This is a genomic window from Herbaspirillum sp. Her2 (genome assembly GCF_057961375.1).
The window spans coordinates 94,268-118,586 of record NZ_CM176331.1 but is presented as its reverse complement, the minus strand read 5'-3'; the positions used below and the strand labels follow the sequence as shown (position 1 = coordinate 118,586).

Annotated in this window: 27 protein-coding genes; 7 read left to right on the top strand and 20 right to left on the bottom strand. The window is 62.3% G+C overall.

Features of this window, described 5'->3' with window-relative positions:
• Positions 1–78 precede the first annotated feature (78 nt).
• Complete coding sequence (locus tag ACWHXP_RS00555; protein ID WP_034341298.1) at positions 79–621, top strand: hypothetical protein; 543 nt, start codon at positions 79–81, stop codon at positions 619–621.
• Between the two features lie 109 nt (positions 622–730).
• On the opposite strand, the gene ppk2 is transcribed toward ACWHXP_RS00555, so the two are convergent.
• The gene (gene ppk2 / locus ACWHXP_RS00550; RefSeq protein ID WP_034341306.1) at positions 731–1,642 is read right to left on the bottom strand and encodes a polyphosphate kinase 2; all 912 of its coding nucleotides are present in this window, start codon (positions 1,640–1,642) and stop codon (positions 731–733) included.
• A gap of 244 nt (positions 1,643–1,886) precedes the next feature.
• Between ppk2 and ACWHXP_RS00545 the strand changes: the two genes are divergently transcribed.
• Complete coding sequence (locus tag ACWHXP_RS00545) at positions 1,887–2,834, top strand: LysR substrate-binding domain-containing protein (protein ID WP_134223254.1); 948 nt, start codon at positions 1,887–1,889, stop codon at positions 2,832–2,834.
• A gap of 36 nt (positions 2,835–2,870) precedes the next feature.
• Here ACWHXP_RS00545 and ACWHXP_RS00540 read toward each other — a convergent pair whose 3' ends face one another.
• The 6 genes from ACWHXP_RS00540 to ugpB form a co-directional block, all read right to left on the bottom strand.
• Complete coding sequence (locus ACWHXP_RS00540; RefSeq protein WP_489634720.1) at positions 2,871–3,215, bottom strand: HepT-like ribonuclease domain-containing protein; 345 nt, start codon at positions 3,213–3,215, stop codon at positions 2,871–2,873.
• Between the two features lie 14 nt (positions 3,216–3,229).
• Positions 3,230–3,520 (bottom strand): nucleotidyltransferase family protein, encoded by a 291-nt coding sequence (locus tag ACWHXP_RS00535; RefSeq protein ID WP_343725779.1) that lies wholly within the window; start codon positions 3,518–3,520, stop codon positions 3,230–3,232.
• Positions 3,521–3,610: 90 nt separating this feature from the next.
• Positions 3,611–4,705 (bottom strand): sn-glycerol-3-phosphate import ATP-binding protein UgpC, encoded by a 1,095-nt coding sequence (locus ACWHXP_RS00530; protein ID WP_489634721.1) that lies wholly within the window; start codon positions 4,703–4,705, stop codon positions 3,611–3,613.
• Positions 4,706–4,739: 34 nt separating this feature from the next.
• On the bottom strand, positions 4,740–5,591 hold the full coding sequence (ugpE, locus tag ACWHXP_RS00525; RefSeq protein ID WP_034341291.1) for a sn-glycerol-3-phosphate ABC transporter permease UgpE: 852 nt from the start codon (positions 5,589–5,591) through the stop codon (positions 4,740–4,742).
• Between the two features lie 52 nt (positions 5,592–5,643).
• On the bottom strand, positions 5,644–6,528 hold the full coding sequence (ugpA, locus tag ACWHXP_RS00520; protein ID WP_088755676.1) for a sn-glycerol-3-phosphate ABC transporter permease UgpA: 885 nt from the start codon (positions 6,526–6,528) through the stop codon (positions 5,644–5,646).
• A gap of 175 nt (positions 6,529–6,703) precedes the next feature.
• Positions 6,704–8,017 carry a sn-glycerol-3-phosphate ABC transporter substrate-binding protein UgpB gene (gene ugpB, locus ACWHXP_RS00515; protein ID WP_489634722.1) on the bottom strand — a complete coding sequence of 438 codons (1,314 nt, stop codon included), beginning with the start codon at positions 8,015–8,017 and terminating at the stop codon, positions 6,704–6,706.
• A 295-nt stretch (positions 8,018–8,312) separates the two neighbouring features.
• On the opposite strand from ugpB, the gene ubiA reads away from it, so the two are divergent.
• Both ubiA and ACWHXP_RS00505 read left to right on the top strand, forming a co-directional pair.
• Positions 8,313–9,167 (top strand): 4-hydroxybenzoate octaprenyltransferase, encoded by an 855-nt coding sequence (ubiA, locus tag ACWHXP_RS00510; RefSeq protein ID WP_039786971.1) that lies wholly within the window; start codon positions 8,313–8,315, stop codon positions 9,165–9,167.
• A 64-nt stretch (positions 9,168–9,231) separates the two neighbouring features.
• Positions 9,232–9,891, top strand: coding sequence for a thiopurine S-methyltransferase (locus ACWHXP_RS00505; protein ID WP_489634723.1), 660 nt, complete (start codon positions 9,232–9,234; stop codon positions 9,889–9,891).
• A gap of 69 nt (positions 9,892–9,960) precedes the next feature.
• Here ACWHXP_RS00505 and ACWHXP_RS00500 read toward each other — a convergent pair whose 3' ends face one another.
• From ACWHXP_RS00500 to ACWHXP_RS00480, 5 genes are all read right to left on the bottom strand, one after another.
• Entirely contained in the window at positions 9,961–10,323 is a 363-nt protein-coding gene (locus tag ACWHXP_RS00500) for a BrnA antitoxin family protein (RefSeq protein ID WP_489634724.1), read from the bottom strand.
• Between the two features lie 125 nt (positions 10,324–10,448).
• The gene (locus ACWHXP_RS00495; protein WP_134136588.1) at positions 10,449–10,676 is read right to left on the bottom strand and encodes a hypothetical protein; all 228 of its coding nucleotides are present in this window, start codon (positions 10,674–10,676) and stop codon (positions 10,449–10,451) included.
• Positions 10,677–10,738: 62 nt separating this feature from the next.
• Positions 10,739–11,497 carry a peptidoglycan DD-metalloendopeptidase family protein gene (locus tag ACWHXP_RS00490; RefSeq protein WP_252695661.1) on the bottom strand — a complete coding sequence of 253 codons (759 nt, stop codon included), beginning with the start codon at positions 11,495–11,497 and terminating at the stop codon, positions 10,739–10,741.
• Positions 11,497–12,309 (bottom strand): pyrroline-5-carboxylate reductase, encoded by an 813-nt coding sequence (gene proC / locus ACWHXP_RS00485; protein WP_121043767.1) that lies wholly within the window; start codon positions 12,307–12,309, stop codon positions 11,497–11,499. The genes ACWHXP_RS00490 and proC overlap by 1 nt, the downstream gene beginning before the upstream one ends.
• An 85-nt stretch (positions 12,310–12,394) precedes the next feature.
• The gene (locus ACWHXP_RS00480; protein ID WP_489634725.1) at positions 12,395–13,096 is read right to left on the bottom strand and encodes a YggS family pyridoxal phosphate-dependent enzyme; all 702 of its coding nucleotides are present in this window, start codon (positions 13,094–13,096) and stop codon (positions 12,395–12,397) included.
• Positions 13,097–13,168: 72 nt separating this feature from the next.
• Here ACWHXP_RS00480 and ACWHXP_RS00475 point away from each other — a divergent pair, with 72 nt between their 5' ends.
• Together ACWHXP_RS00475 and ACWHXP_RS00470 are read left to right on the top strand one after the other, a co-directional pair.
• Positions 13,169–14,197, top strand: a complete 1,029-nt coding sequence (locus ACWHXP_RS00475) for a type IV pilus twitching motility protein PilT (protein WP_489634726.1) — start codon at positions 13,169–13,171, stop codon at positions 14,195–14,197.
• 85 nt (positions 14,198–14,282) lie between these two features.
• On the top strand, positions 14,283–14,768 hold the full coding sequence (locus ACWHXP_RS00470; protein ID WP_039786962.1) for a glutathione peroxidase: 486 nt from the start codon (positions 14,283–14,285) through the stop codon (positions 14,766–14,768).
• A 13-nt stretch (positions 14,769–14,781) separates the two neighbouring features.
• Here ACWHXP_RS00470 and ACWHXP_RS00465 read toward each other — a convergent pair whose 3' ends face one another.
• The 4 genes from ACWHXP_RS00465 to ACWHXP_RS00450 form a co-directional block, all read right to left on the bottom strand.
• The gene (locus ACWHXP_RS00465; protein ID WP_209567588.1) at positions 14,782–15,162 is read right to left on the bottom strand and encodes a gamma-glutamylcyclotransferase family protein; all 381 of its coding nucleotides are present in this window, start codon (positions 15,160–15,162) and stop codon (positions 14,782–14,784) included.
• Between the two features lie 35 nt (positions 15,163–15,197).
• Positions 15,198–16,094, bottom strand: coding sequence for a phosphate/phosphite/phosphonate ABC transporter substrate-binding protein (locus ACWHXP_RS00460; protein WP_489623731.1), 897 nt, complete (start codon positions 16,092–16,094; stop codon positions 15,198–15,200).
• Complete coding sequence (locus ACWHXP_RS00455; RefSeq protein ID WP_489634727.1) at positions 16,091–18,376, bottom strand: bifunctional diguanylate cyclase/phosphodiesterase; 2,286 nt, start codon at positions 18,374–18,376, stop codon at positions 16,091–16,093. The genes ACWHXP_RS00460 and ACWHXP_RS00455 overlap by 4 nt, the downstream gene beginning before the upstream one ends.
• 265 nt (positions 18,377–18,641) lie before the next feature.
• A complete protein-coding gene (locus ACWHXP_RS00450) occupies positions 18,642–19,769 on the bottom strand; it encodes a sigma-54-dependent Fis family transcriptional regulator (protein ID WP_489623733.1) in 1,128 nt (375 codons plus the stop codon).
• Between the two features lie 192 nt (positions 19,770–19,961).
• Between ACWHXP_RS00450 and ACWHXP_RS00445 the strand changes: the two genes are divergently transcribed.
• Positions 19,962–20,858, top strand: coding sequence for a LysR family transcriptional regulator (locus ACWHXP_RS00445; RefSeq protein WP_489634728.1), 897 nt, complete (start codon positions 19,962–19,964; stop codon positions 20,856–20,858).
• A 13-nt stretch (positions 20,859–20,871) separates the two neighbouring features.
• Here the strand turns inward: ACWHXP_RS00445 and ACWHXP_RS00440 are convergent, their stop codons facing one another.
• The 4 genes from ACWHXP_RS00440 to ACWHXP_RS00425 form a co-directional block, all read right to left on the bottom strand.
• Complete coding sequence (locus tag ACWHXP_RS00440; RefSeq protein WP_489634729.1) at positions 20,872–21,366, bottom strand: hypothetical protein; 495 nt, start codon at positions 21,364–21,366, stop codon at positions 20,872–20,874.
• Positions 21,363–22,505, bottom strand: a complete 1,143-nt coding sequence (locus ACWHXP_RS00435) for an AAA family ATPase (protein ID WP_252695716.1) — start codon at positions 22,503–22,505, stop codon at positions 21,363–21,365. Before ACWHXP_RS00435 ends, ACWHXP_RS00440 begins: the two co-directional genes overlap by 4 nt.
• 198 nt (positions 22,506–22,703) lie before the next feature.
• A complete protein-coding gene (locus tag ACWHXP_RS00430; protein WP_121043791.1) occupies positions 22,704–23,504 on the bottom strand; it encodes an SDR family NAD(P)-dependent oxidoreductase in 801 nt (266 codons plus the stop codon).
• 10 nt (positions 23,505–23,514) lie between these two features.
• On the bottom strand, positions 23,515–24,285 hold the full coding sequence (locus ACWHXP_RS00425; RefSeq protein ID WP_121043794.1) for an SDR family NAD(P)-dependent oxidoreductase: 771 nt from the start codon (positions 24,283–24,285) through the stop codon (positions 23,515–23,517).
• Positions 24,286–24,319: the final 34 nt, after the last annotated feature.

Sequence of the window (24,319 nt, the reverse complement as noted above, 5' to 3'; positions counted from 1 at the left end):
GCGACCTTGGCGGCGACAGCCGCATCGATGGCAAGAGCATCGACACCAGGCCGCGCCTGCATCATTGGAAGAGTTATTTTGAGTTCAAGCAAAACCAAACGCTGGCATGGCAATGTCGAGGCGATCAAGGCCGAATTCCTCAACGGCGTGATTACCCAGATGAGCTCCTACGGCGACCGCGTCCATTTCAGCATGTTCGGTTCGGTGCAGAAGCCGCACTATGAAGTCATCAACAGCTTCGACAAGAAGATGGCCTTCGATGGCAACCATCACCTGCACCGCGCCGAGGAAACCGAATTCGGTCCCGGCAACGTGACGCCCATCTTCACCCTCGACCAGATCAAGCGCATCGTCGCCACCGGCGGCAGCGGCACCCGCAGCACGCCGCGTTCGGCGCGTGCCTCCTCGGCCCGCAGCGCCGCCGGCAGCGCCCGCCCGACCACCGCCGCCGCCCGTGCGCGCGAAGCGGTCGATGGCGAGAAGTACGCTTACTTCAAGGCCAACCGCCACATGCTGCCGGATGAAATCAACCAGCATTCCGATGAGATCAGCAAGCTGATGCTCAATGGCATGTCGGCGGAACAGGCTTTCGGCGAAGTCATTTCCAAGTACTTCGACTGAGACTGATCGCACTTCGAGATAGTCGCGGCGCAACCCGCCGCACTCTCCAAATGAAAATGGCCGGAGCTCAGTCTCCGGCCATTTTCATTGCGGCGCCCTGCTCTGCCGATCAGTAGATTTCCGGCACGATCATGGAATCGGGCACCGGATGGCGCTCGTAATCCTCATGGCGTTCACGCTCGGGCAACTGCACGGGCGGATGCGGCACTTCCGCGTAAGGCATCTGCTGCAACAGATGGCTGATGCAGTTCAGGCGGGCCTTCTTCTTGTCCACCGCCTGCACGATCCACCATGGTGCTTCCGGAATGTGGGTGCGTTCCAGCATCACTTCCTTGGCCTTGGTGTATTCCTCCCAGCGGCGGCGCGATTCCAGGTCCATGGGGCTCAGCTTCCATTGCTTGAGCGGATCGTGGATGCGCGAGAGGAAGCGCAGGTGCTGCTCTTCATCGGTGATCGAGAACCAGTACTTGATGACCTGGATGCCGGCACGCGTGAGCATGCGTTCGAACTCGGGCACCGAGCGGAAGAATTCCTCGTATTGCTCGTCGGTACAGAAACCCATCACGCGCTCCACGCCCGCGCGGTTGTACCAGCTGCGGTCAAACAGCACGATCTCGCCGGCGGCCGGCAGGTGCGATACATAGCGCTGGAAATACCATTGCGTGCGTTCGCGGTCATTGGGTGCCGGCAGCGCGGCCACGCGGGCCACGCGCGGGTTCAGGCGCTGGGTGATGCGCTTGATGACGCCGCCCTTGCCGGCCGCATCGCGTCCCTCGAAGACGATCACCACCTTGTGGCCGGTCTGCACCACCCAGTCCTGCAGCTTGACCAGCTCGCCCTGCAGGCGGAACAGTTCGCGGAAATACAGGCGGCGGTATTCCTTTTCCTCGCTGCCGTGCGCGCTGGAAAATTCGCCGGTGACCGGATCGACGGTACGGTCTTCCAGCTCCAGTTCCATTTCTTCGTCGTAGCTGTCGGCCAGTTCGCGGTGGACGCGCTTGACCAGTTCTTCCTTATCCATCATGTCCTCGTATCCAAGATAAAGTGGCGAACGCTGCACTCCCCTTCGCCTGAAAAGTGCGTGACAACATACCTGCCCATTGTGACCAAGACATGACAGGCGGATAACATTGGAGTCAAAGGTGGCCGGGACCGGCCGATCCCCTTGCATCCTGCGCCATCCTGCGGGAAAACGCCATGATGCCGTGCAGAACCGCGGGCGCGAAAATAGGCTATAGTCCCGAAAACGATTCCGGCATAACAGCATGACACTTACAGAACTCAAATACATCGTGGCCGTCGCGCGGGAAAAGCATTTCGGCCATGCAGCAGAAGCTTGTTTCGTCGCCCAGCCCACGCTGTCGGTGGCCATCAAGAAACTGGAAGATGAGCTGGGCGTGGTCATCTTCGAACGCGGCGGCACCGAAGTCTCGGTCACGCCGCTGGGCGCGCAGATCGTGGCCCAGGCCGAACGGGTGCTGGAGCAGACCGCCGCCATCAAGGAAATCGCCAACCAGAACAAGGACCCGCTTTCCGGTCCCTTGCGCCTGGGCATCATCTACACGATCGGCCCCTACCTGCTGCCCTCGCTGGTCAAGACCATGATCGAGCGCGTGCCGCAGATGCCGCTGATCCTGCAGGAAAATTTCACCACGCGCCTGATCGAACTGCTGCGCCAGGGCGAACTCGATGCGGCCATCATGGCCCTGCCCTTCCCCGAACACGGACTGAACGTGATGCCGCTGTACGATGAGGAATTCATGGTGGCGCTGCCACGCCAGCACAAGTGGGCCGAGCGCAAGGAAATCGATGCCCGTGAACTGAAGAGCGAGACCATGCTGCTGCTGGGCAATGGCCACTGTTTCCGCGATCAGGTGCTGGAAGTCTGCCCGGAGATGTCACGCTTCTCCACCAATGGCGATGGCATCGCCCGCACCTTCGAAGGCTCGTCACTGGAGACCATCCGTCACATGGTGTCCTCCGGCATCGGCGTGACCGTGCTGCCGCGCGCCTCCATTCCCGATACCGATACGCGCGAAGGCATGGTGCGCTATGTGCCCTTCGTGGCGCCGGCCCCCTCGCGCCGCGTGGTCATCGCCTGGCGCAAGAGCTTTACGCGGCAGGCGGCCATCGATGCCGTGCATCAAGCGGTGCTGGCGTGCAAGCTCAATGGCGTGGAGATGCTGGTGGGCGAAGCGGCGGCGGCCAACTAGGAGCTGTCACGCACACGCCATCAGATGTCAGCGCCATCAGGGCGCTGACATCGCCGTCCTCAAGGCATGGACGTCACGATACAGCGGGGGTAGATCGCGCTGTATGGTTTTCCAGACGACACCGACATCCACTTTGTCATATCCATGCGCGACACGGTTGCGCATCGTGTACATGATCATCCACGGAATATGGTCGTTGCGGGTGGCGAACTCCGGATCAACCCGCATGACGTTGTTGGCGGCCTCGCCGATGATTTCGATATTGCGGATGACGGCATCCTGTACCAGCTCGCTGTCGAGGAAGACCGTTTCCACCATATCGGCCGTATAGCGCTCGATGCGCGCAATGGCCTCAAGAATGTGGTCGAGGTAATCGGGCACACGCCCGGACCTGTTCATACCGGCCGAGCCTCCGCCAGAATCCGGTTGCGAGCAGCCTCGGGCAGTGCCTTGGGCGTCAGTACGTCGACCGTCACCCCCAACAAGCGCTGCAGTTCTACCTGAATGGCGGCGACGTCCATGAGCGTCGTCTCCGGCGTCGGATCGATGAGGAGATCGAGATCACTGCTCTGGGTATCCTCTCCATGCAGGACCGAACCAAATATCCTGGCGTTGCGCGCGTGATGCGCTTCCACGACTTGCCGGATGGCAGCGCGATGAGAGGCAAGGGCTTCAGAAGGTTTCATGGTGTGATCTTCCTCGGTAAGGCGTTCATCATAGGTGAAGCCCGGAGCAGAGGCAACCGGCCCTGCGCTGCGCCACAACGCCCCACCAGCTCAACCCAAACGCTTGGTCGTCGTCACATCAAACCAATGCACATCCCCCGCCCCAAAGGACGCCCCGATGCGCTGACCGGTGCTGACCGGCACATTGGCCGGGCAACGCAGCACCAGCGACTGTCCGCCGCAGCGCGCATGCACCAGCAATTCCGCACCCAGCGCTTCGACCAGCTCCACTTCCAGTGACAGCTGCGCAGCCGAGCCATCGAGGATGGGCAGCAGGTGTTCCGGCCGCACGCCCAGGATGCGCTCCTGGCCGGCCGCACCAGCCACCGGCTGCGGCAGGCGCACGGTAGCGGTGGCCTCGTCCTTGCTGGCGTCGAAGCTGGCCCCGTCAGCCGACAGGCTGCCCTGCAGCAGGTTCATCGGCGGCGAACCGATGAAGCTGGCCACGAAGGTGGTGGCCGGACGGGCATAGACTTCAGCCGGGGTGCCGATCTGTTCGGCCACGCCGCGATTCATCACGATCATGCGCTGGCCCAGGGTCATGGCCTCGACCTGGTCGTGGGTCACATAGAGGCTGGTGGTGCGCAGGCTGGCATGCAGCTTCTGGATTTCCAGCCGCATCTGCACGCGCAGCTTGGCGTCCAGGTTGGAGAGCGGTTCGTCGAAGAGGAACACGGCGGGCTTGCGCACGATGGCGCGGCCCATGGCCACGCGCTGGCGCTGGCCACCGGAAAGCTGGCGCGGCGTGCGTTCCAGCAGCGCGCCCAGTTCCAGGATGGCGGCGGCACGCTGCACGCGCTCGTCGATCTCGGTCTTGGACAGGCCCTGGATCTTCAGGCCATACGCCATGTTCTGGTACACCGTCATGTGCGGATACAGCGCATAGTTCTGGAACACGATGGCGATGTCGCGCTCCTTGGGTTCCAGGTCATTGACCACGCGCTTGCCGATGACGATCTGTCCGCTGCTGACCTCTTCCAGCCCGGCGACCATGCGCAGCAGCGTGGATTTGCCGCAGCCCGAGGGCCCGACCATGACGATGAATTCGCCATCGGCGATGTCGGCATCGATGCCATGGATCACGTCGACGGCCTTGGCGCCGGCGCCATAGGTCTTGCGGACTTGCTTGAGATGGATTGCTGCCATGATTGTCAGTCTCTAACTCTCGGAATGATATAAATTATTTCTCGGAATCAACCAGGCCCTTGACGAACCATTTCTGCATCACCACCACCACCAGCCCGGGCGGGAGCATGGCCAGGATCATGGTGGCCATCACCAGGTTCCACTCCACCGCCGAATCACCGCCCGAGATCAGCGTCTTGATGCCGATGCCGATGGGATACATGCTGGTGTCGGTGGCGATGATGAGCGGCCACAGGTACTGGTTCCAGCCATAGATGAACATGATCACGAACAGCGCGATGACATTGGTGCGCGACAGCGGCCACAGCACATCCTTGAGAAAGCGCAGCGGCCCGGCCCCGTCGATGCGCGCAGCTTCGGCCAGCTCATCGGGCACCGTCAGGAAGAACTGGCGGAACAGGAAGGTAGCGGTCGCCGAGGCGATCAGCGGTACGCTCAAGCCCGCATAGCTGTTGAGCATGCCGAGATCGGACACCACCTGATAGGTCGGCGTGATACGCACTTCCACCGGCAGCATCAGCGTGACGAAGATCATCCAGAAGAACAGCCCGCGCCCCGGAAAACGGAAATACACGATGGCAAAGGCCGACAGCATGGAGATGGAGATCTTGCCGATGGCGATGATGAGCGCCGTGGCCAGGCTCACCCACAGCATGTTGAGCACCGGCGGTGCGGTCACCTGCCCGGCCGCGCCCTTGAAGAGCACGGCGCTGTAGTTGTTGATGAATTCCCCGCCCGGCACCAGCGACAGCGGCGACAGGGCCGACTGCTCGGCGGTCTGGGTGCTGGCCACGAAGGCGACATACAGCGGGAAGAACACGATCAGCACACCCAGCACCAGGACCACGTGGCTGAGGAAATCGAGGACGGGACGGCGTTCGATCATGCGGCCACCTCTGCAGTGAGGAAGATCAGGAAAGCGTTGTTGAGGATGGGCATCATGCGTATTGCACCTTCTTTTCAACGTACTTGAACTGCACCACGGTCAGCAGGATCACCAGTGCCATGAGCACCACCGATTGCGCCGCCGAGCCGCCCAGGTCGCCGCCCTTGAAGCCATCGGTGAAGACCTTGTAGACCAGGATCTCGGTATCCTTGCCGGGACCGCCGTGGGTAGTGGCGTCGACGATGACGAAAGTATCGAAGAAGGCATAGACCACGTTGACCACGAAGAGGAAGAAGGTGGTCGGCGAGATCAGCGGGAAGACGATGGTGAAGAAGCGCTTGACCGGACCCGCACCATCGATGGCGGCCGCTTCGATGAGCGACTTGGGAATCGATTGCAGGCCGGCCAGGAAGAACAGGAAGTTGTAGCTGATCTGCTTCCAGATGGCGGCAATGACGATGAGGATCATGGCGTGCGTGCCATTGATCATGTAGTCCCAAGGCAAGCCCAGCCAGGCCAGCACGTGCGAGAGGATGCCCAGCGAGGGACTCAGCAGGAACATCCACAGCACCCCCACCACCACCGGCGAGACCGCATAAGGCCAGATCAGGAAGGTCTTGTAGACCGAAGCGCCCCGGCGCACGCGGTCGGCGAAGACCGCCAGCAGCAGCGAGAGCGCCAGCCCAAAGAAGGCCACCAGCGCCGAGAAGAGCGCGGTGGTGCGGAAGGATTCGAGATAGGTCGGATCGGCAAAGAGCGTCTTGAAATTGTCGAACCAGACGAATTCGGAATAGCCGCCGAAGGCATCCTGCAGCAGCATGGACTGATACAAGGCCTGGATGGCCGGCCAGAAAAAGAACAGCAAAGTGATGATGATCTGCGGTGCCACCAGCAGATAAGGCAACCACTTCGAAGTGAATCGCGCGCGTTTTTCCACGATCGTTCCAGCCAGGGATCGCCTGGCCGCAGAAGTTGAATGAATCGGAAACGGATGTCAGCTTGCCGACATCTCAAAACGGAAGCCGGCGCTGCCCTCCGCGATCACGAAGTACAACGCCGGTTCCTGCCCCGTCACCGCGTTCAGGCAGGACGGGAGGTGTTGTTGATGAGACTTACTGGTTGCCCTTGTTGGCCTTCTCGAAACGAGCCAGCAGTTCGTCGCCGCGCTTGACGGCGGAGTCCAGGGCTTCCTTGGCGGTCTTCTTGCCGGTCCAGACGTTTTCCAGTTCCTCGTCGAAGACGGTACGGACCTGGGCGTAATTGCCCAGACGCAGGCCGCGCGACTTCTCGGTGGTCTTGACGATCATCTGCTTGACGGCGACGTCGGTGCCCGGGTTGCGCTCATAGAAACCGGAGCTCTTGGTCAGCTCGTAGGCGGCCTTGGTGACCGGCAGGTAGCCGGTGTCCTGGTGCCACTTGGCGGCCACTTCCGGCTTGGACAGGTAGCTGAAGAACTTGGCCACGCCCTTGTACTCTTCGCCCTTCTTGCCGTTCATGACCCACAGCGAGGCACCGCCGATGACGGTGTTCTGCGGTGCGCCCTGCACGTCGTTGTAATACGGCAGGGTGGCCACGCCGAACTTGAACTTGGCGTTCTTGCGGATATCCGCATAGGCCGAGGACGAACCGGTGATGATGGCGCACTCGCCCGCATTGAACTTGGCATTGGCCTCGTCCTTGCGGCCGGCGTAGGTGAAGTAGCCCTGCTTGGCCCAGTTCGACAGGTTCTCGATGTGGCGCACGTGCAGCGGGCTGTTCATCTTCAGACGGGCATCGAGGCCGCCGAAGCCGTTGTTCTTGGTGGCCAGCTCAACGTTGTGCCAGGTTGAAAACGATTCCAAATGCACCCAGGATTGCCAGGTCGTGGTGTAAGCACACGAGGCACCGCTGGCCTTGATCTTGGCGGCCATGCCGACGAATTCCTGCCAGGTGACGGGCGGCTTTTCAGGATCCAGACCGGCCTTGGCGAACATGTCCTTGTTGTAGAACATGATGGTGGTGGAGCTGTTGAAGGGGAAGGACATCATGCCCTTCGGGGTCGAGTAGTAACCGGCCACCGCAGGCACGTAGGCGTTCTGGTCGAACTTCTCGCCGGCCTGCTGCATCACTTCATACACCGGCTTGACCGCGCCCTTGGCGTAGATCATGGTGGCGGTGCCCACTTCGAACACCTGCAGAATGCTGGGCGCATTGCCGGCACGATAGGCGGCGATGGCGGCCGACATCGATTCGTCGTAGGTCCCCTTGTAGACCGGCACGATCTTGTAATCGCCCTGGGTCTTGTTGAAGTCGTCGGCCAGGGCATTGACGCGTTCGCCCAGGGCGCCGGTCATGGAATGCCACCAGGTGATCTCGGTTGCAGCGAAGGAAGAGGATGTGATCGTCGCCAGGACACCGGTCGCGATCAGCGTTTTCATCATGTTCATCAGAGGGGACCTCTCGAAAAAAGGGGTTTTGATGCTAACAACGCTCCATGACAGCCGCGTTACATTAGCCGTACTGCCGGCTTTGGGCAAAAGAAATGCATGTGGCCTTGCAGCACGAAACCCGGGGATGTCTCGGAATATAAGAATTCGTTTTTATAAGTTTTGCTGATGTGTAGCACACAGCCTCCACTGTCAGCACTTTGTCAGCTCATCCGCAAACAAGCCTTGAAAAGCACGACGGTGCGGAAAAGGCGACGCGAATTATAATGCGGACTTTCGATTTTGCGGACATTCCATGGACAGGCTCAGGCTTTACGCGCTGCTGGTGCGCGCCCACAAACCCATCGGCATCCTGCTCTTGCTGTGGCCCACGCTCATTGCGCTGTGGCTGGCCTCGGGCGGCGTTCCCGACTGGCGCATCCTGGTGATCTACGTGCTGGGTACGGTGCTGATGCGTTCGGCCGGCTGCGCCATCAACGACTATGCCGACCGCGACTTCGACCGGCATGTGAAACGCACCGAACAGCGCCCTCTCACCTCCGGCAAGATCAAATCGTGGGAAGCGCTGATGGTGGCCGGGGTGCTGGCGCTGGTGTCCTTCCTGCTGATCCTGCCGCTCAATGCGCTGACGCTGCAACTGTCGGTGGCAGCCGTGATCATCGCGGGCAGCTATCCGTATTTCAAGCGTTTCTTCGCCATCCCCCAGGCTTACCTGGGCATCGCCTTCGGCTTCGGCATCCCGATGGGATTTGCCAGCGTGACCGGCAGCGTACCGCTGGCGGCGTGGGTGCTGCTGGTGGCCAACATCTTCTGGGCCGTGGCCTATGACACCGAGTATGCGATGGTGGACCGGGACGACGACCTGAAGATCGGCATCAAGACCTCGGCGATCACCTTTGGCCGCTACGACGTTGCGGCCATCATGCTGTGCTACGTGGTGGCGCTGGCGCTGATCTGGGTGGTCGGCCTGCAATACGGACTGGGACTGTGGTTCACGGCGGGCATGCTGGTGGCCTGCGGTTTTGCCGTGTATCACTACACCCTGATCCGCGAGCGCGACCGCATGCGCTGCTTCGCGGCCTTCAACAACAACAACTGGCTGGGTGCGGCGATCTTCGCCGGTGTCGCGCTCGATTACCTGATGCGCTGATGTGCTGATGCATTGATGCCAGGCAGGCCCTGCGGCTGCTTGGCGAAAATTCAAAGGAAACAGGATGAAAGCGGAATTTTGGCTCGAACGCTGGCGCGATGGACGCACGCACTTTCACCAGTCGCGGGTGACCCCGCTGCTGCAGAAATACTGGCCGCAACTGGCGCTGCCGGCCGGCAGCACGGTGCTGGTGGCCTTGTGCGGCAAGTCGCTGGACATGCTGTGGCTGGCCGAACAGGGCCATCGCGTGCTGGGGGTGGAGTTGTCGGAACTGGCCATTACCCAGTTCTTCAGCGAACATCAACTGTCCCCGCTGGTGCATGACAGCGCGCAGGGCCGCCATTACGTGGCGGGACAGATCGAACTGATCTGCGGCGACATCTTCGCGCTGGAGGATGCCACGCTGGCCAGCTGTGCCGGTGCCTACGACCGCGCCGCCCTCATCGCCCTGCCCCCGGACATGCGTGCGCGCTACGTGGAAGAGATCTATGGACGGCTGCCAGCCCAGGCACGCAGCCTCCTGATCACGCTGGAATACGATCAGGAAAAAATGGAAGGCCCGCCGTTCTCGGTGGCCGAGGAAGAAGTGTTGCGCCTCTACGCATCGCACAGCGAGGCGGTGGCCATCGACCGGCGCGATATCCTGGAGAAGGAACCCAAGTTCATGGAGCGCGGATTGCGGGCGCTGGATACGGTGGTGTATCGGTTGGAGCGGAAGCGTTGATTGACGGGACGCATGGCGGAGAAAGCGAAGTCCGCCGTGCCTCTGTGCCGAGTGCTCCAAGCTGATGTATTAGGCCGTACGGCGATAGGGATGCTCCAATTTGACCTCGATGGTATTCTTGCCTCCCTGCTGACCAACTTCCTGGCAGGCGTCCGCTACAGCGGTCAAGATCGACTTCATTTGCGCATCGGCGAAGCGCCGCAAGGCTTCACGCATCAGCGGCTGGTACGCCATGTGATGAATGCGGGCAATCTGCTTGAAGGTCTCGATCAGCTCGTGGTCCACTCGGATCGACATGGCTTGCAAGGTCACGGATTCTTCAATATCAACCGTGGACTCTTGTGACGCAACCTCGGCCTGTTTCTTGTCCCGACCGGAAACGGCTTTCTTGAGATTGCGCGTCGACTCCTTGATCTTCTTCGGCTTGCTCATTTAAAGCTCCTGTTAAGTTGGCATGACGGGCATCGCGCCCAGCCTCGTATATACAAGATCCCTTGAGCCCGCCGAAAACAGCAGCGGAATTGATGGAAGAAGATCGAAGGATGTCGACAGGCGTATTACACCTCAGCCGTAGTCCTCACCACCGTCACCCGGCTGATGAGGAACTCCCCCTCCACCACCACCCGAAACGGCACCCCGGCCACGTTGAAGCCGGGGCCGCCTTCGTCGTCCCATACCTGGGCCAAGGCGTCGAATTCGCGCGGAGTCATCTGCAGCATCTGTGCGCTGATGACGAAGGTGGCGCCGGTCTTCTGCCGGCGCACGATGTCTTCCAGTTTGGCCATGTGAATTCCTGATTCTTGAGATGGCGTCAAGGGCGGCACGCGTAGATGCGCGTGCCGCTGCCTCAACGCGCCGGCAGCAGCGCCATCACGTTGACCGGCTTGCCGTTGCGGCGGATTTCGAAATACAGCTTGACCTTGTTGGTATCGCTGTTGCCCATGGTGGCGATCTGCTGGCCGCGCGTGACCATCTGGCCTTCTTTGACCGTGATCGTCGCATTGTGCGCATACACCGACAGCAGCTGCGGCGTGTGCTTGATGATCACCATGTTGCCGTAGCCGCGAATGCCATGCCCGGCATACGTCACCTTGCCCGCCGCAGCGGCCACCACCGTCTGGCCCTGGGTGCCGGCGATGTCGATGCCCTTCTTGTAGCTGTCAGCACTGGGCGCGGACTTGCCCTGCGTCGGCCACATCCAGTCCAGCTTGGCATCGGCCGGGGCCGGGGCATCGTCATCATCTTGCGACTTGGGCGCTGGTTTGGCGGCGGGCTTGCCGGCATTCTTGCGCGGTGTACTCTCCGCACCGGAAGAGGCGGACGCACGCGGCGTCTGCCCGGCACCGGTACGGGCCACCACGCCAGCCGGCGGACGCACCAGGATGCGCTGTCCGACTTCGAGATCATCCGGATTGCGCAGGCGGTTCCAGGTGCGCAGGTTGGCCGGGCTCTGGTCGAAGTCGCGGCCGATGCTGTAGAGCGTGTCGCCGCGCTTGACCGTGTAATAGCCCTCGCTGTCGGCCGTGGAGGCGCAACCGGACAGCAGCAGCACGGAAGCCAGCGGCAAGGCCGCCAGCAGGCCCAGGAAGCGGTCAGCCTGTCCCATCAGGCCTTGCCGAACTCGTCGCCCAGCTCTTTGCTGCGATGGGCGGCGGCTTGCAGGGCCTGCACGATGGCCCCCTTCACGCCCGATTGCTCCAGGCTGGTCAGCGCGGCATAGGTGGTGCCGCCCTTGGAGGTCACGCGCTCGCGCAGCGTGGCCACGGATTCATCGGAGCGGCGCGCCAGTTCGGTGGCACCGGCGAAGGTCGCCTTGGCCAGTTGCAGGCCGTCTTCCGGCGACAGGCCCAACTGGGCCGCTGCCTGCTCCATCGCTTCGAGGAAGTAGAACACGTAGGCCGGGCCGCTGCCGGAGACGGCGGTGACGGCGTCGAGCTTTTCTTCGCTGTCCAGCCACAGGGTCTCGCCCACGGCCTTGAGGATGGAATCGGCTTGGGCGCGCTGCAAGGTCGAGACCTGCGCATGCGGCACCACGCCCGAGATGCCCTTGCCGATCAGGGCCGGGGTATTGGGCATGGCGCGCACGATGGCCTGATGGCCATCCAGCCAGCGCGACAGGTCCACCATGCGGATGCCGGCGGCAATCGAGACGATCAGCTGGGCCCCGATGAAGGGCTTCAAGCTGGCCACCACCTCGCGCATCTGCTGCGGCTTGACCGCCAGCACCACCACGTCCGCGTTGGCGAGGGTGCCATCGATGGACTGCGCGGTCGTCACACCGAACTTGTCCTTGAGCGCCTGCAGCGCATCGGCATTGAGATCGACCACGTGGATGTCTTCTGCCGCCGCGACCTTGCCGGCCAGTCCACCGATCAATGCCGCTGCCATGTTGCCGCCGCCGATGAACGCTATCTTCACTTCCGCTCCTTGTGTCTTGTGTTGAGGCTTGATGATTGGGTAAAAAACTTCACAGGGGCCAAATCGCGCGGCCCCTCACGTGCCGTCACGCGTAATGCCGCGCCCCGAAGATGGCGCTGCCGACCCGCACGATGGTGGCCCCTTCGGCCACCGCTGCCTCCAGGTCGGCCGACATGCCCATGGACAGAGTGTCCAACGGCAGTCCGCCTGTGCGCAATTGTTCATACAGGCCGCGAACCGCTGCAAAGGCGGCGCGCTGTTGCTTCATATCGTCGCTGGGGGCCGGGATCGCCATCAGGCCACGCAGGCGCAGCCGGGGCAATTGCGCCACCTGGGCCGCGACCTCGGGCAATTCCTCCGGGGTCAGGCCGCTCTTGCTGGCTTCGGCGCTGATGTTGACCTGCAGACAAATGTTGAGTGCGCCCAGTTCCTCAGGCCGCTGTTCCGACAGGCGCTGGGCGATCTTGAGACGGTCCACCGAATGCACCCAGTCGAAGTGCTCGGCGATGGGCCGGGTCTTGTTGCTCTGGATGGGGCCGATGAAATGCCATTCCAGTGGCGTATCCGGTACCAGGGCGGGCAGCGCGGCGATCTTGTCGAGCGCTTCCTGCAAATAATTTTCGCCAAAGGCGCGCTGGCCGGCGGCCACTGCTTCGGCCACCGCCTCCGGTCCAAAGGTCTTGGAAACGGCCAGCAGTTGCACCGAGGATGGAGCCCGCCCGGCCTGGCCGGCAGCCTGGGCGATCTGTTGTTGCACGTGTTGCAAGTGTTGAGCGATTGACGACATAATCCGGGAGCCGGAAGGGGCAGCCTGCAGGGAGATAACGATATTGTTGGTCCAACCTTGCCGGGATTATAAATGGACATTGCCACCCTACTGGCATTTGCCGTCAGGAATCAGGCTTCCGATCTGCATCTTTGTGCAGGGCTGCCCCCCTTGCTGCGGGTCCACGGGGCCATTCGCCGCATCAACCTGCAGCCGCTGGACGGCGCTCACCTGCAGCAATCCCTGCTGGCGGTGATGCCCGCGCCCCTGCAGCCGCACTACCGCGCCGGGACCGATTGCGACTTCGCCCTGGCGCTGCCGGGACTGGGCCGCTTCCGCATCCACGCCTTCCGCCAGCAACGCGGCCCGGCCGCCGCCATCCGCCCGCTGGGCCAGCAGCCGCCGGCATTGGCCGAACTGCACGCACCGCCCGCCTGTGCCGAACTGGCCACCCGCCCGCATGGCCTGGTGCTGGTGAGCGGGCCGACCGGGTCGGGCAAGAGCAGCACGCTGGCGGCCATGGTCAGGCTCATCAATGAGACGCGCCCGGTCCACATCCTCACCCTCGAAGATCCCATCGAATTCCTGCACGCGCCCAGCCGCGCCCTGGTCAGCCAGCGCGAGATCGGCACCCACGTCGCCAGCTTCGCGCAGGCCCTGCGGGCGGCGCTGCGCGAGGATCCGGATGTCTTGCTGGTCGGCGAGCTGCGTGATACGGAGACCATCCGCCTGGCCCTGACCGCCGCCGAGACCGGCCATCTGGTACTGGCCACGCTGCATGCGGCCTCGGCCGCGCGGGCAGTGGATCGCATCATCGATGCCTTCCCCGAAGGCGAGAAGGACACCGCGCGCGCCCTGCTGGCCGAGGCACTGCAGGGCGTGGTCGCGCAGGTCCTGCTGCCGTCCGCTGACGGTGCCGCACGGGTGGCGGCCCATGAAGTGCTGGTGGCCACGGCGGCGGTGCGCAACCTCATCCGCGAGGGACGCAGCGCGCAACTGCTTTCGGCCATGCAGGCCGGTGCCGCGCAGGGCATGCAGACACTGCCGGCGAGCCTGTCGCTGCTGGTGCAACAGGGCCGCATCAGTGCGGCGAGCGCACGCGAACGCGGCCTGCAGGCCTGATCCCCGGTACGGGCGGCCCCGAGCAAGCCCGCCCGCAGCGGTTTAGAATGGCGGCCACACCGATGCTAGCCTCAAGGAACGATCCATGACCACTCTCTACGATTTCCAGCCCAAGCTGGCCGACCAGACGCCCTTCCCGCTGGAACAGCTGCGCGGCAAGGTGCTGCTCATCGTCAATACCGCCAGCAAGTGCGGGTTCACCCCGCAATACAACGGCCTGGAAGCCATCCATCGCCAGTTCCACGCACGCGGGCTGGAAGTGATGGGCTTCCCCTGCAACCAGTTCGGGGCGCAGGAGCCGGGCAATGCCGAGGAAATCGGTGCCTTCTGCGAAAAGAATTACGGCGTGAGCTTTCCGCTGTTCGCCAAGATCGATGTCAATGGCGACCAGGCCGATCCGCTCTACCAGTACCTGAAGAAGGAAGCACCGGGCCTCTTGGGCAGCAAGGCCATCAAATGGAATTTCACCAAGTTCCTGGTGCGCCGTGACGGCACCGTCTTCAAGCGCTACGCGCCGCAGACGCGCCCTGAGGAAATGATTTCCGATATCGAAACGCTGCTGGCCGAATAAACCAGTCCACTCTTCATGCCGGCCAGCAGCCCTCGTGCAGCTCGCGCCCGGCAGCGGCCAGCGCGGCCGGCATGAAATACGCATGGGCCATCAGCAAGCGGCCCGGCTGCGCAGGGTCCGGCGCTTCAAGCTCCACCTCGATCTCCTGCCGCGTGTAGAGCACCGGCACTTCCTCGAAGCGATCCAGTTGCGCCATCATGGTCTCGGGCACCTCCCACACTTCTCCGGCGATGCGGCACGGCCCCTGCTGCCACACCAGCGCCGGATAATGCGGCAAGGCCACCAGCCGCCAGCACTGCACGCTGCGGGCCGGGGCCACGAACTGCGCACCATCCATCATGAAAGCATTGGATTGCCCGCGCTTGAGCGAACCATAGACGAACACCTTGGGCACAGCTTCTCTCCTGCAAAGCGCCGTGCAGCCCGCCGTTACGGCAATGCACGGATGATCTGGTAAGCCGCGTCGTGCACCGGCACGAAGTGGGTGGCACGCAGGTTGTCCAGGGCCAGCTTCACGCGCAGCGCGTTCTTGTCCAGGAACACTTCGCGGATCTTGTTGCGGATATCGGCGCACAGCTGGCCCCGATAGACGAAGGGGTCGAAAGGAATCGGCCCCGAACGCCATAGTACCCGCACATCGCTCTTCTTGAGTTGGCCGTCGCTGATCATGCGCGAGAGATTGGTACTGGCCACGAATGCCGCATCGGCATTGTGGTTCAGCACGGCCAAGACCGATTTCTCATGATTGCCTGAATAGCCGATGCGCGAGAAATACTGGTCGAACTGCAGCTTGTACTGGCGCGCAAAGAGGTGGCGCGGGATCAGCGCGCCGGACGTGCTGTCGGGATCGGCCAGCGCCAGCACCTTGCCCCTGAGCGAGGCCACGCTGTCATACGGCCCCTGCTGGCGCGTGATCAACAGCGCGTAATACACCGACGACACGCCTCCCTGCGCCGCAAAATTGGGCTCCACCTGCTCCATCGAGGCAAAAGGCGTAATCTGCGGATCGCCCTTGCGCGCCGTCACGTAGGATGCCGGCCCCAGCCGCGCGACATCGATGGCACCGGCGATCAGTCCCTCGATGACACCGCCGTAGGAGGTCGGGATGATCACGTCCACCGGCATCTTCAACCGTTCGCGCAATTCTTCCACCAGGGGGGCCAGGGCCGATTGCTGGTCGACGTCGCGCCCCTGCGGCACGAAGGAAAAGCGCAGCCGCTGCGGCCGTTCACAGGCGCTGCGGTTGGCGGCCATTGTCGGCATGGCCATCAGCAGGGCGCAAAGCGCAGCGGCGGCCAGGGACAGGGAAGCGATGCGGGTCTTCATGAGAAATCGAAGCTGCCTTTCTGCAGGAGCGGCACCAGCTGTGCGGCGGCGACCGGGCGTTGCAGATAGAACCCCTGCACTTCGTCGCAGCCCATCAGCTTCAGGTGCATGAGTTGTTCACGGGTTTCCACGCCTTCGGCCACCACCTTCAAGCCGAGATTGCGTGCCAGCGTGACAGTGGAAGCGACGATCATGCCGTCGCTGTTGTCGTTGCGGATGTCGCGCACGAAGGAACGGTCGATCTTGAGTGCATACACCGGCAGCGCCTTGATGTGGCTGAGGCTGGAATAGCCGGTGCCGTAGTCATCCAGGTAAATGCGCAGCCCCTCGTCGCGCAGTTTTTCCAGGGTCTGGCGCGCCTGTTCCAGGTCGGCGATGAAGCAGCTCTCGGTGACCTCGATCTCCAGCCAATGCGCGCTCAGCTGATGGCGCTGCAGGGATTCGCGCACGGTGGCGATGAGGCGCTCGTCATTCAATTGCTTGGCCGAGACATTGATGGCCACCGGCACCAGCGGCAGCCCGTCGGCACGCCATTGCGCCAGTTGCCGGCAGACTGCCTCGATGATCCAGTGGCCCAGCGGCTGGACCAGGTCATGCGTTTCGGCCAGGCCGATGAACTCGCCGGGAAAGATCAGGCCATGCTCGGGATGCTGCCAGCGGATCAGCGCTTCCATGCCGACCACGCGATAATCCTGCAGCGCGACCTTGGGCTGGTAGTGCAGGCAGAATTCGTTTTCCTTGAGGGCCTGGCGGAAGCGTCCCAGCAACTCCAGCCCGCGCACCGCAATCGCATTGAGCGAGGCATCGTAGAAACGATAGAGGCCGCTGCCAGCGCTCTTGGCGGTGTACATGGCCGAGTCGGCATTGGTCATCAGCGTGGTGATGCTCTGGCCATCGCGCGGATACAGCGCGATGCCGATGCTGGGCGCGGTTTCGACATCGCAGCCCAGCAGGTCGGGATACGGTGCGCGCAGGGTTTCGACCAGCTTGTCGGCGATTTCGGCGACCACTTCCTCGCTGCAGATCTCGGACACCAGCACCACGAATTCATCGCCGCCCAGGCGCGCCACCAGATCGTATTCGCGCACGGCCGCGCGCAGGCGGCGTGCCACTTCCTGCAGCAGGGCGTCGCCCACGGCATGGCCGAGCGTGTCGTTGATGAGCTTGAACTTGTCGAGATCGAGGAAGAACAACGCATACAGGTTGCGGCTGCGCTGCGCCCGCGAGAGTTCGGTGGCGGCCAGTTCGTAGAACAGCATGCGGTTGGGGATGCCGGTCAGGTAATCGTGCGAGGCGAGCTGGTAGGCGCGGCTCTTTTCCTGTTCCATCTGCTGGATCAGGCCGCTCTTCTCGCGCTCGGAATACAGCAGTTGCTCGTACAGGAAACGGCGACGGTGCGCCATCGCGATCAGGCCGCCCGAGAGCACCACCACCAGCAGCGAAATCAGGATCGCCTGCAGGTAATACTGCCGGTGCGCCGGCCACAGCTTGCCCAGCAATACCTGCTGGTCGCGGCTGACCACCACCGCCAGCGGGTAATGCGCCAGCCGGCGCTGCACGCCCACATGCTGGGCCGCATCACCCGGACGCAGTGCATGGATGAGGCCATCGCCCTTGCCGGTGAGCAGGAAGGTGGCGTACTCCTGCCCGGCGTAGTTGGAGCCGCCCGAGAGGATGCCCCCGGCCAGCTCGGCCAGTTGCAGCCCGGCGGTGTTGATGATCTCGATACGGCTGGCACCATCCACGCTGACCTCTTCATAGGTCTTGAGGAAATAGCCCAGATCGAGAATGGCGGCGAAGAATCCCTGCAACGTGCCCTTGCCATCCTGCAAGGGAATGAGCAGCGGCACGCGCCAGCTGTAGCCGTCGCGGTTCAGGGGCGGCTTGATGATCATCTGGTTCTGTTCGCCGGTACTGGTGAGCGTACTCATGAAACCGGCATTGATGAGACGGCTCAGTTCCGGCTCGCTCTTCTGGCGTGCCGAGGAATAGACCAGCCGTCCGCGCGCATCGAACATGGCCACACGCAGGTAGGCCGAATAGCCATTGAAGAGCGGATTGAAATACGCCGAGGATGATTGCTCGCCATTGAGCATGGATTGCCCGATGCGCGAATACAGCAGGGTCTTGCCCAGCACTTCATCCAGATTGGCCGAGACGATGGCGGCCACGTTGCGGCTGTCGGCCACCGAGCCGGCGATGGCCAGCTGTTTTTCATTCTCGATGCGGATCAGCGTGAAATACCACAACAGCGACAACGCGCCGGCGGCGAGCAGCACCATCCCCGCCGACACGCCCCTGCCCGCGAGCAGTCTGGTCAGCAGCCCTTGTGGCTCGAACGATAACGGCTTACGCAATCCCCACCCGCCTGATCATGGTGCCGAGACCGGCACCTTCGCTTGTCCCTTTTTGACTGGCTGAGGGTAGCGGGCATTTATTTCAAGTGAATGACAAACGCACGAGCATTAACAGAAATTTAATGCTGGCAAGAACGCGACCGGGAGCGCTCCTGGCCCGCCGGAGTGGATATAAATGATTTAGACCGTTTCAGGCAACCGCATAGGCAGCATGCGCAGGCATGGCCTGATCGCGCACATGCGGGATATCCAGCTGCCGCAGCTTGCGGTACAGCGAGGCCCGGCACATGCCCAGTTGCCGCGAGGCGGCGGAGATGTTCCAGCGGCTGCCGTTCAGGGCTTCGATGACGCGGGTGCGTTCATCACGCCCTGGATCGGCGGCGTTGGCCTGGCTGCTGCTCCCGGCAGCCATGCGCGATGCCGGACGGTGCAGCGGCAGCACCTGCGCCAGCGTGGCGGGCTGGAACTGCATCAGTTCTTCCGGCAGATCACGCAGGGTGATGCGGCCGTCATTCATGACGGCACAGCTGTAGCGGATCACCGCATGCAGCTGGCGCAGATTGCCCGGCCAGGGATAGGCCAGCAGGCGCTGCAGGGCGGCGGGATCGAGCATGCCCTCGTCGGCCGCATGGCCAAGCTCATCGGCGATCATCTGCATCACCAGCGCACGCCGGTCGCTGCGGTCGCGCAGGGCCGGCAGGCGCAGCACGCCACCGGCGATGCGGTAATACAGGTCTTCGCGGAAGCGGCCTTCGGCGACCAGGGTCTTGAGGTCCTGGTGCGTGGCGCAGATCAGTTGCACGTCCACCGGTACCGGACGCAATGCGCCCAGCGGAATCACTTCGCGCTCGGAGAGCACGCGCAAGAGGCGTGTCTGCAGGGCGAAGGGCATGTCGCCGATTTCATCGAGGAAGAGCGTGCCGCCATCGGCCTGCTGGACCTTGCCCTTCATGCCGCCGGGCAGCGCACCGGAGAAGGCCCCCTTGGCGTAGCCGAACAATTCGCTTTCGGCCAGGCTCTCGGGGATGGAGGCGCAGTTGATGGCGATCCAGCTGGCGCGGCGGCGTGCGCTGTAGTCATGCAGGGCGCGCGCGAGGTATTCCTTGCCGGTACCGGTCTCGCCCAGGATCAGCACGGGAATGCCGCGATCGATCAGGCGCTTGCCGCGCTCGACCAGGTCGCGCATCAGCTCGTCGCCGGCGGCGAGCTGGCCGATGTCGCGATAGCGTGGCGCGTGGCGCGGGGAAGCCGAAAGGGATGCGGGGGTGAGGCAAACGTCACTGTCAGGCAAGGGCTGCGCTACCGGGGTGGTCGGCATGATGGTCTCCTGTCTTGGACTGCTTTTTTTATCGAGCCGGCTTCCCTCGGGACCGGTTCTTTATGCGCGGGAAGCCGCCTGGGGCGGGCCCGGAGACGTGTCGCAACGGCACGTCTGCGGCAAAGAATAGCCAGTCCGATCCATGACTTCCAATACAATGTACAGACAGAATCAATACCTTGAAGGTATCAAATGATCGAATTGAGACACCTCACCTATTTCCGCACCGTAGCAGAAACCCTGCATTTCGGACGCGCGGCAGAGTTGCTGCATATCTCGCAACCGCCGCTGACACGGCAGATTGCGGCGCTGGAGAGGGAGTTGGGGGCGCAATTGTTCGACCGCAGCAAACGCGCCATCCAGCTGACGTCAGCGGGCAAATATTTTTATCGCGACACCACAGAAATTTTCAAGGCACTGGAGCGGGCCAAGCGCAATGCGGCCTCGTCCAGCACCGGGCAGAGCGGTGCGCTGAAGGTGGGGTTCATGATGTCCTCGGCCTACAACATCCTGCCGGCGGTGACGCGCCATTATTCGGCGGCCTATCCGGAGGTGGACATGCGCCTGAGCGAATACGTGCCCAACCTGCTGGCCACCGACCTCGAGGATGAGAAGATCGACGTGGGCATCATGTATCGGCCGGAGGATTGCCGCCGGCTCGACAGCCACACCATCTATGCCGAACCTTTGCTGGCGGTGCTGCCGCGCGGGCACCGGCTGGCGCACAAGCCCGACATCTCGGCTGCCGAGCTGGCCGAGGATGTCTTCATCAGCATTCCGCGTCCGATTGCGCCGGTGGTGTATGACCTGATCCAGCAGCATTGCCAGCTGCATGGTTTCCGTCCCCGCATCGTGCTGGAGACCAACCTGCAGCAGACCATCGTCAACCTGGTCGGTGAAGGCCTGGGCGTGGCCCTGGTGCCGACCTCGATGCAGGCCATGCATCTGGACACCACGGTCTTCAAGCCGCTCATCGGTGCGCCGACGGTGGAGGTGGCGGTGATCTGGAACCGAGAGAATACCAATCCCTGCATACGGACGTTTGCGGAGACGGCGGTGGAGGTGTGGGGGAGGATGCAGACCGGCTAGGCCCAGCTCGCAATCAATACCCGCGATCTTTGCTCAGATAGAACTTGTGATGGTCATCAAGGAAGACGACGTAGAAGGTGTTGGCGCAGAATGCGGAGCCGTTGTGCTGCTTGCCCGCATACGCCTTGGGAATGACAAAGCCGCAAAGCCGTGAAGACCAATCCAGCCGGAAGCGCGCCCAACATGCCTCGTGCGGCACATGCTTGGGATGGACGAATTCGGACCGCGCCGGAAAGCCGCCATACAAGGACAACACGCTTCCGGTCTTGCCAACGGGTTGCCTGGTCCAATAGTCCAGTGATTCCCTGGTGAACTCCTTGAGCTTCTGCATGAAAGCCACCAGCTGCTCCCTGGACCACTGGCTGAAATCCTGGCCCGCAGCCTGATGCTCGAAATACGAGAAGTTGAATTTGCAACGCGCTGACAAGCTGTCTGAAGGATGCTCAATGCTGCACGTCGGTATCGACGCCAGGAAATTCTGCTTGGCCTGATTCTTGAACCTCGTCATAAGCGCGGGACTCCCCCTACTCTGCCTTCGTTATACACAGGAATGATGGATCGATCGTTGCGGAGCATTTCTCCGGGGATCTCATCGAGCCGGTAAGCATAACTGGCGTTGTTTTCCTTGTTGACCAGATAGGTCCGATACTTGCCGCAGATATCGAGAATTTCCGAGTTGTGGGCGCTGAAGAGGAACTGCGCGCCATGGCCATTGATTTCCTCATCGAGGAAAAGGCGCAGGATCTTGGGCAGGATATGGGGGTGCAGGTAGATATCGAATTCATCCAGCACCAGGACGCTGCCCTCGGCAATGGTGAGGAAATACGCCAGCATCAGGCGGTAAAGATAAAGCGTTCCGCTCGATTCGGTGCTGGGTGTGACCATTTCGGTCTTGTTGCCCACCTTGTGATGGAAGACCGGAAAATAGCGCTTTTCCTTGTCGACGCTTTCCTCGACAGAGATGGTGATATCGGAAATGCCGACGTCGCACTCCTGCAGGAATTGCACTGCCTGCCGCAGATACGTAGGTTGATCGACAAAGAATCGCGAGACCGTGTTGGCGTCAAAAATCCTTCCGCGTGTCGAGAATCCGGACTGCGTGACATTGAAGCGGATGCGGCTGAAGAATTGGTGCACGCCCTTGAGCGCATCGCCTCCGTGCTGATTTGAAATGGAGATCACTGATGCATTGGAACGGATCTTGATGGAAGACAGGTAATGGAGGCGCTTCACCGGATGCACCTCGTCGCCAAGACGCTCGAACAACAAGGTCTTGCGCTTGACCGTCTCATAGAGCGCTTCACGCACCACCTTCTTCCTGGTCACCGACAGTTCGTACAAGTACTGCGCCTCCTCCGTGCGAAATTCGACGTAAAACTCGGTGGGCTTTTTGGACGAGAAAAAGGGATCGATTGCGATCTCGGCGTCAGGATTTTCGCTGAATGAACTGGAGGCAAAACTGCCGACAAAGGCGAGCGCTTTCAGTAGATGCGTCTTGCCGCTGCCATTGGCCCCCTTGACGCACATGACGGTCGCGAAGTCGCGTCCTGAACGGACCGTTTCCGGCGTCTTGGAATCCAGCTTGAAGGAAACCGAAGTCCCTTCCTTGAAGGACAAGAAGTTCTTGAATCCGAATTCGAGCAGCATTCTTAATCTACTTTCATGACAATTTTTGTCTAAAAAAGCAAACAAGATATGCGAATTTCCTCCGAGAGACAAGTTTCATCATTGCCGGGACGATGAAAAAAGCCCGGACGTTCTTGCACGTCCGGGCATCAAACCGCAGCAGGTCGGCTTCCACGCCCGCCTGGCCGCGGTCAACAAACAAGGTTCAACAAGCGGCACTCAGCCGACACAGCGCAGCGACAGCCCGCCATCGACGATCATGTCCAGCCCCGTGATGTAGCGCGCGTTGTCGGAAGCGAGGAACAGCGAGGCATGCGCCACGTCCCACGCATCCCCCATGAAGCCCATCGGACATTGCGCATTGCGCTTGGCGCGCATCTCCTCGATGTCGCCGCCATAGGAAGCCTTGAGCGGCTCGCGGATCATGGGCGTGTCCATCATGCCGGGCAGCACGCAATTGGCGCGGATGCCCATGGGCGCATACTGCATCGCCACGTTCTTGGTGAAGGCCAGGATCGCCGCCTTGGTCGCCGTATAGCCCAGGTAGGGAAAACCGATCCAGCGCAAAGCCGCCATCGAGGAGATGTTGACGATGGCGCCCTTCCTTTGCTTTTCCATGATCGGCAGCACATGCTTGTGCGTCAGGAACAGGCTGGTCTGGTTGACCGCCACCAGCCGGTTCCAGCTTTCTTCGCTGGTCTCCACCGGCCCGCCGACTTCGGCGATGCCGACGTTGTTGTGCAAGACGTCGACCCGCCCGAAATGCGCCATGGCCGCCTCCGCAATGGCTTTCACATCGGCACTGCGCGAGACGTCCGCCGCCAGCACTTCACACACGCCACCTTCGCGGCGGATGATCTCCTGGGTCTCCAATGCGGCTTCGATGCTGCGATCTACCGCCAGCACCCGGCCGCCCTCGCGCGCATACAGCACGGCAGCGGCCTTGCCGTTGCCCCAGCCCTCGCCCACCGAACCGGCACCGGTGACGATGATGGCCTTGTCTTGCATGAGCTTGTCCATCGATGCCCTCTCAGATTTCCAGCACGCCACCGGCAACGAAGCCGCCATCGACCGGAATCACGTGACCGGTGATGTAGGCCGATTCCTCCGCCGCCAGGTAGCAGACCGCCGAGGCGATTTCATCGGTGGTGCCATAGCGGCGCATCGGGACCAGCCGGTAATAGCTCTCGCGCGTCTGCTCCGAATGCATGGCCTGGGTCATGGGCGTGTCGACAGGACCGGGTGCGACGCTGTTGACGGTGATGCCGTACTGCGCCAGCTCGATGGCCATCTGGCGCGTGAGCCCGATGACCGCGGCCTTCGAGGTGCCATAGGCCGTGCGGCCGGCACCGGCGCGGATGCCCGAGATGGAAGAGATGTTGACGATGCGCCCCCAGCCTTTGCTGACCATCAGCCGCGCCGCATGCTGGCCCGCCAGCAGCACGCCAGTCACGTTGACGTTCATGGTCTGCAGCCAGTTGTCGAGGGGATAGTCCAGGAAGGAATAGGTGCGCGCCACGCCCGCATTGTTGACCAGCACGTCGCAGCGTCCGTAATCCTTCTCGATGTGGGCGAAGGCCTGGGCAATCGCCTCCGGACTGCCCAGATCCATCTGCAGCGCGGCTGCGCGATGGCCGGCAGCCACCAGCGCATCGGCGGTCTTGGACGCCGCTTCCAGGTTGATGTCGGCCACCAGGACGGTGTGTCCCTTGGCGGCCAGTTGTGCAGAAATGCTGGCGCCGATGCCCATGGCTCCGCCCGTCACGAGCGCCACGCGGGCGCCGCTATCATTGCGATTCATATTGTCTCCGTGGATGTGGGCGGCCCCGCAAGGA

What these genes read in the sequence shown, in the direction of transcription:
- ppk2 (WP_034341306.1), bottom strand. Translation starts at nt 1,642, where the DNA reads ATGGATAAGGAAGAACTGGTCAAGCGCGTCCACCGCGAACTGGCCGAC.
- ACWHXP_RS00545 (WP_134223254.1), top strand. Translation starts at nt 1,887, where the DNA reads ATGACACTTACAGAACTCAAATACATCGTGGCCGTCGCGCGGGAAAAG.
- ACWHXP_RS00535 (WP_343725779.1), bottom strand. Translation starts at nt 3,520, where the DNA reads ATGAAACCTTCTGAAGCCCTTGCCTCTCATCGCGCTGCCATCCGGCAA.
- ACWHXP_RS00530 (WP_489634721.1), bottom strand. Translation starts at nt 4,705, where the DNA reads ATGGCAGCAATCCATCTCAAGCAAGTCCGCAAGACCTATGGCGCCGGC.
- ugpE (WP_034341291.1), bottom strand. Translation starts at nt 5,591, where the DNA reads ATGATCGAACGCCGTCCCGTCCTCGATTTCCTCAGCCACGTGGTCCTG.
- ugpB (WP_489634722.1), bottom strand. Translation starts at nt 8,017, where the DNA reads ATGAACATGATGAAAACGCTGATCGCGACCGGTGTCCTGGCGACGATC.
- ubiA (WP_039786971.1), top strand. Translation starts at nt 8,313, where the DNA reads ATGGACAGGCTCAGGCTTTACGCGCTGCTGGTGCGCGCCCACAAACCC.
- ACWHXP_RS00505 (WP_489634723.1), top strand. Translation starts at nt 9,232, where the DNA reads ATGAAAGCGGAATTTTGGCTCGAACGCTGGCGCGATGGACGCACGCAC.
- ACWHXP_RS00500 (WP_489634724.1), bottom strand. Translation starts at nt 10,323, where the DNA reads ATGAGCAAGCCGAAGAAGATCAAGGAGTCGACGCGCAATCTCAAGAAA.
- ACWHXP_RS00495 (WP_134136588.1), bottom strand. Translation starts at nt 10,676, where the DNA reads ATGGCCAAACTGGAAGACATCGTGCGCCGGCAGAAGACCGGCGCCACC.
- ACWHXP_RS00490 (WP_252695661.1), bottom strand. Translation starts at nt 11,497, where the DNA reads ATGGGACAGGCTGACCGCTTCCTGGGCCTGCTGGCGGCCTTGCCGCTG.
- ACWHXP_RS00480 (WP_489634725.1), bottom strand. Translation starts at nt 13,096, where the DNA reads ATGTCGTCAATCGCTCAACACTTGCAACACGTGCAACAACAGATCGCC.
- ACWHXP_RS00475 (WP_489634726.1), top strand. Translation starts at nt 13,169, where the DNA reads ATGGACATTGCCACCCTACTGGCATTTGCCGTCAGGAATCAGGCTTCC.
- ACWHXP_RS00470 (WP_039786962.1), top strand. Translation starts at nt 14,283, where the DNA reads ATGACCACTCTCTACGATTTCCAGCCCAAGCTGGCCGACCAGACGCCC.
- ACWHXP_RS00460 (WP_489623731.1), bottom strand. Translation starts at nt 16,094, where the DNA reads ATGAAGACCCGCATCGCTTCCCTGTCCCTGGCCGCCGCTGCGCTTTGC.
- ACWHXP_RS00455 (WP_489634727.1), bottom strand. Translation starts at nt 18,376, where the DNA reads ATGGTGCTGCTCGCCGCCGGCGCGTTGTCGCTGTTGTGGTATTTCACG.
- ACWHXP_RS00450 (WP_489623733.1), bottom strand. Translation starts at nt 19,769, where the DNA reads ATGCCGACCACCCCGGTAGCGCAGCCCTTGCCTGACAGTGACGTTTGC.
- ACWHXP_RS00445 (WP_489634728.1), top strand. Translation starts at nt 19,962, where the DNA reads ATGATCGAATTGAGACACCTCACCTATTTCCGCACCGTAGCAGAAACC.
- ACWHXP_RS00440 (WP_489634729.1), bottom strand. Translation starts at nt 21,366, where the DNA reads ATGACGAGGTTCAAGAATCAGGCCAAGCAGAATTTCCTGGCGTCGATA.
- ACWHXP_RS00435 (WP_252695716.1), bottom strand. Translation starts at nt 22,505, where the DNA reads ATGCTGCTCGAATTCGGATTCAAGAACTTCTTGTCCTTCAAGGAAGGG.
- ACWHXP_RS00430 (WP_121043791.1), bottom strand. Translation starts at nt 23,504, where the DNA reads ATGGACAAGCTCATGCAAGACAAGGCCATCATCGTCACCGGTGCCGGT.
- ACWHXP_RS00425 (WP_121043794.1), bottom strand. Translation starts at nt 24,285, where the DNA reads ATGAATCGCAATGATAGCGGCGCCCGCGTGGCGCTCGTGACGGGCGGA.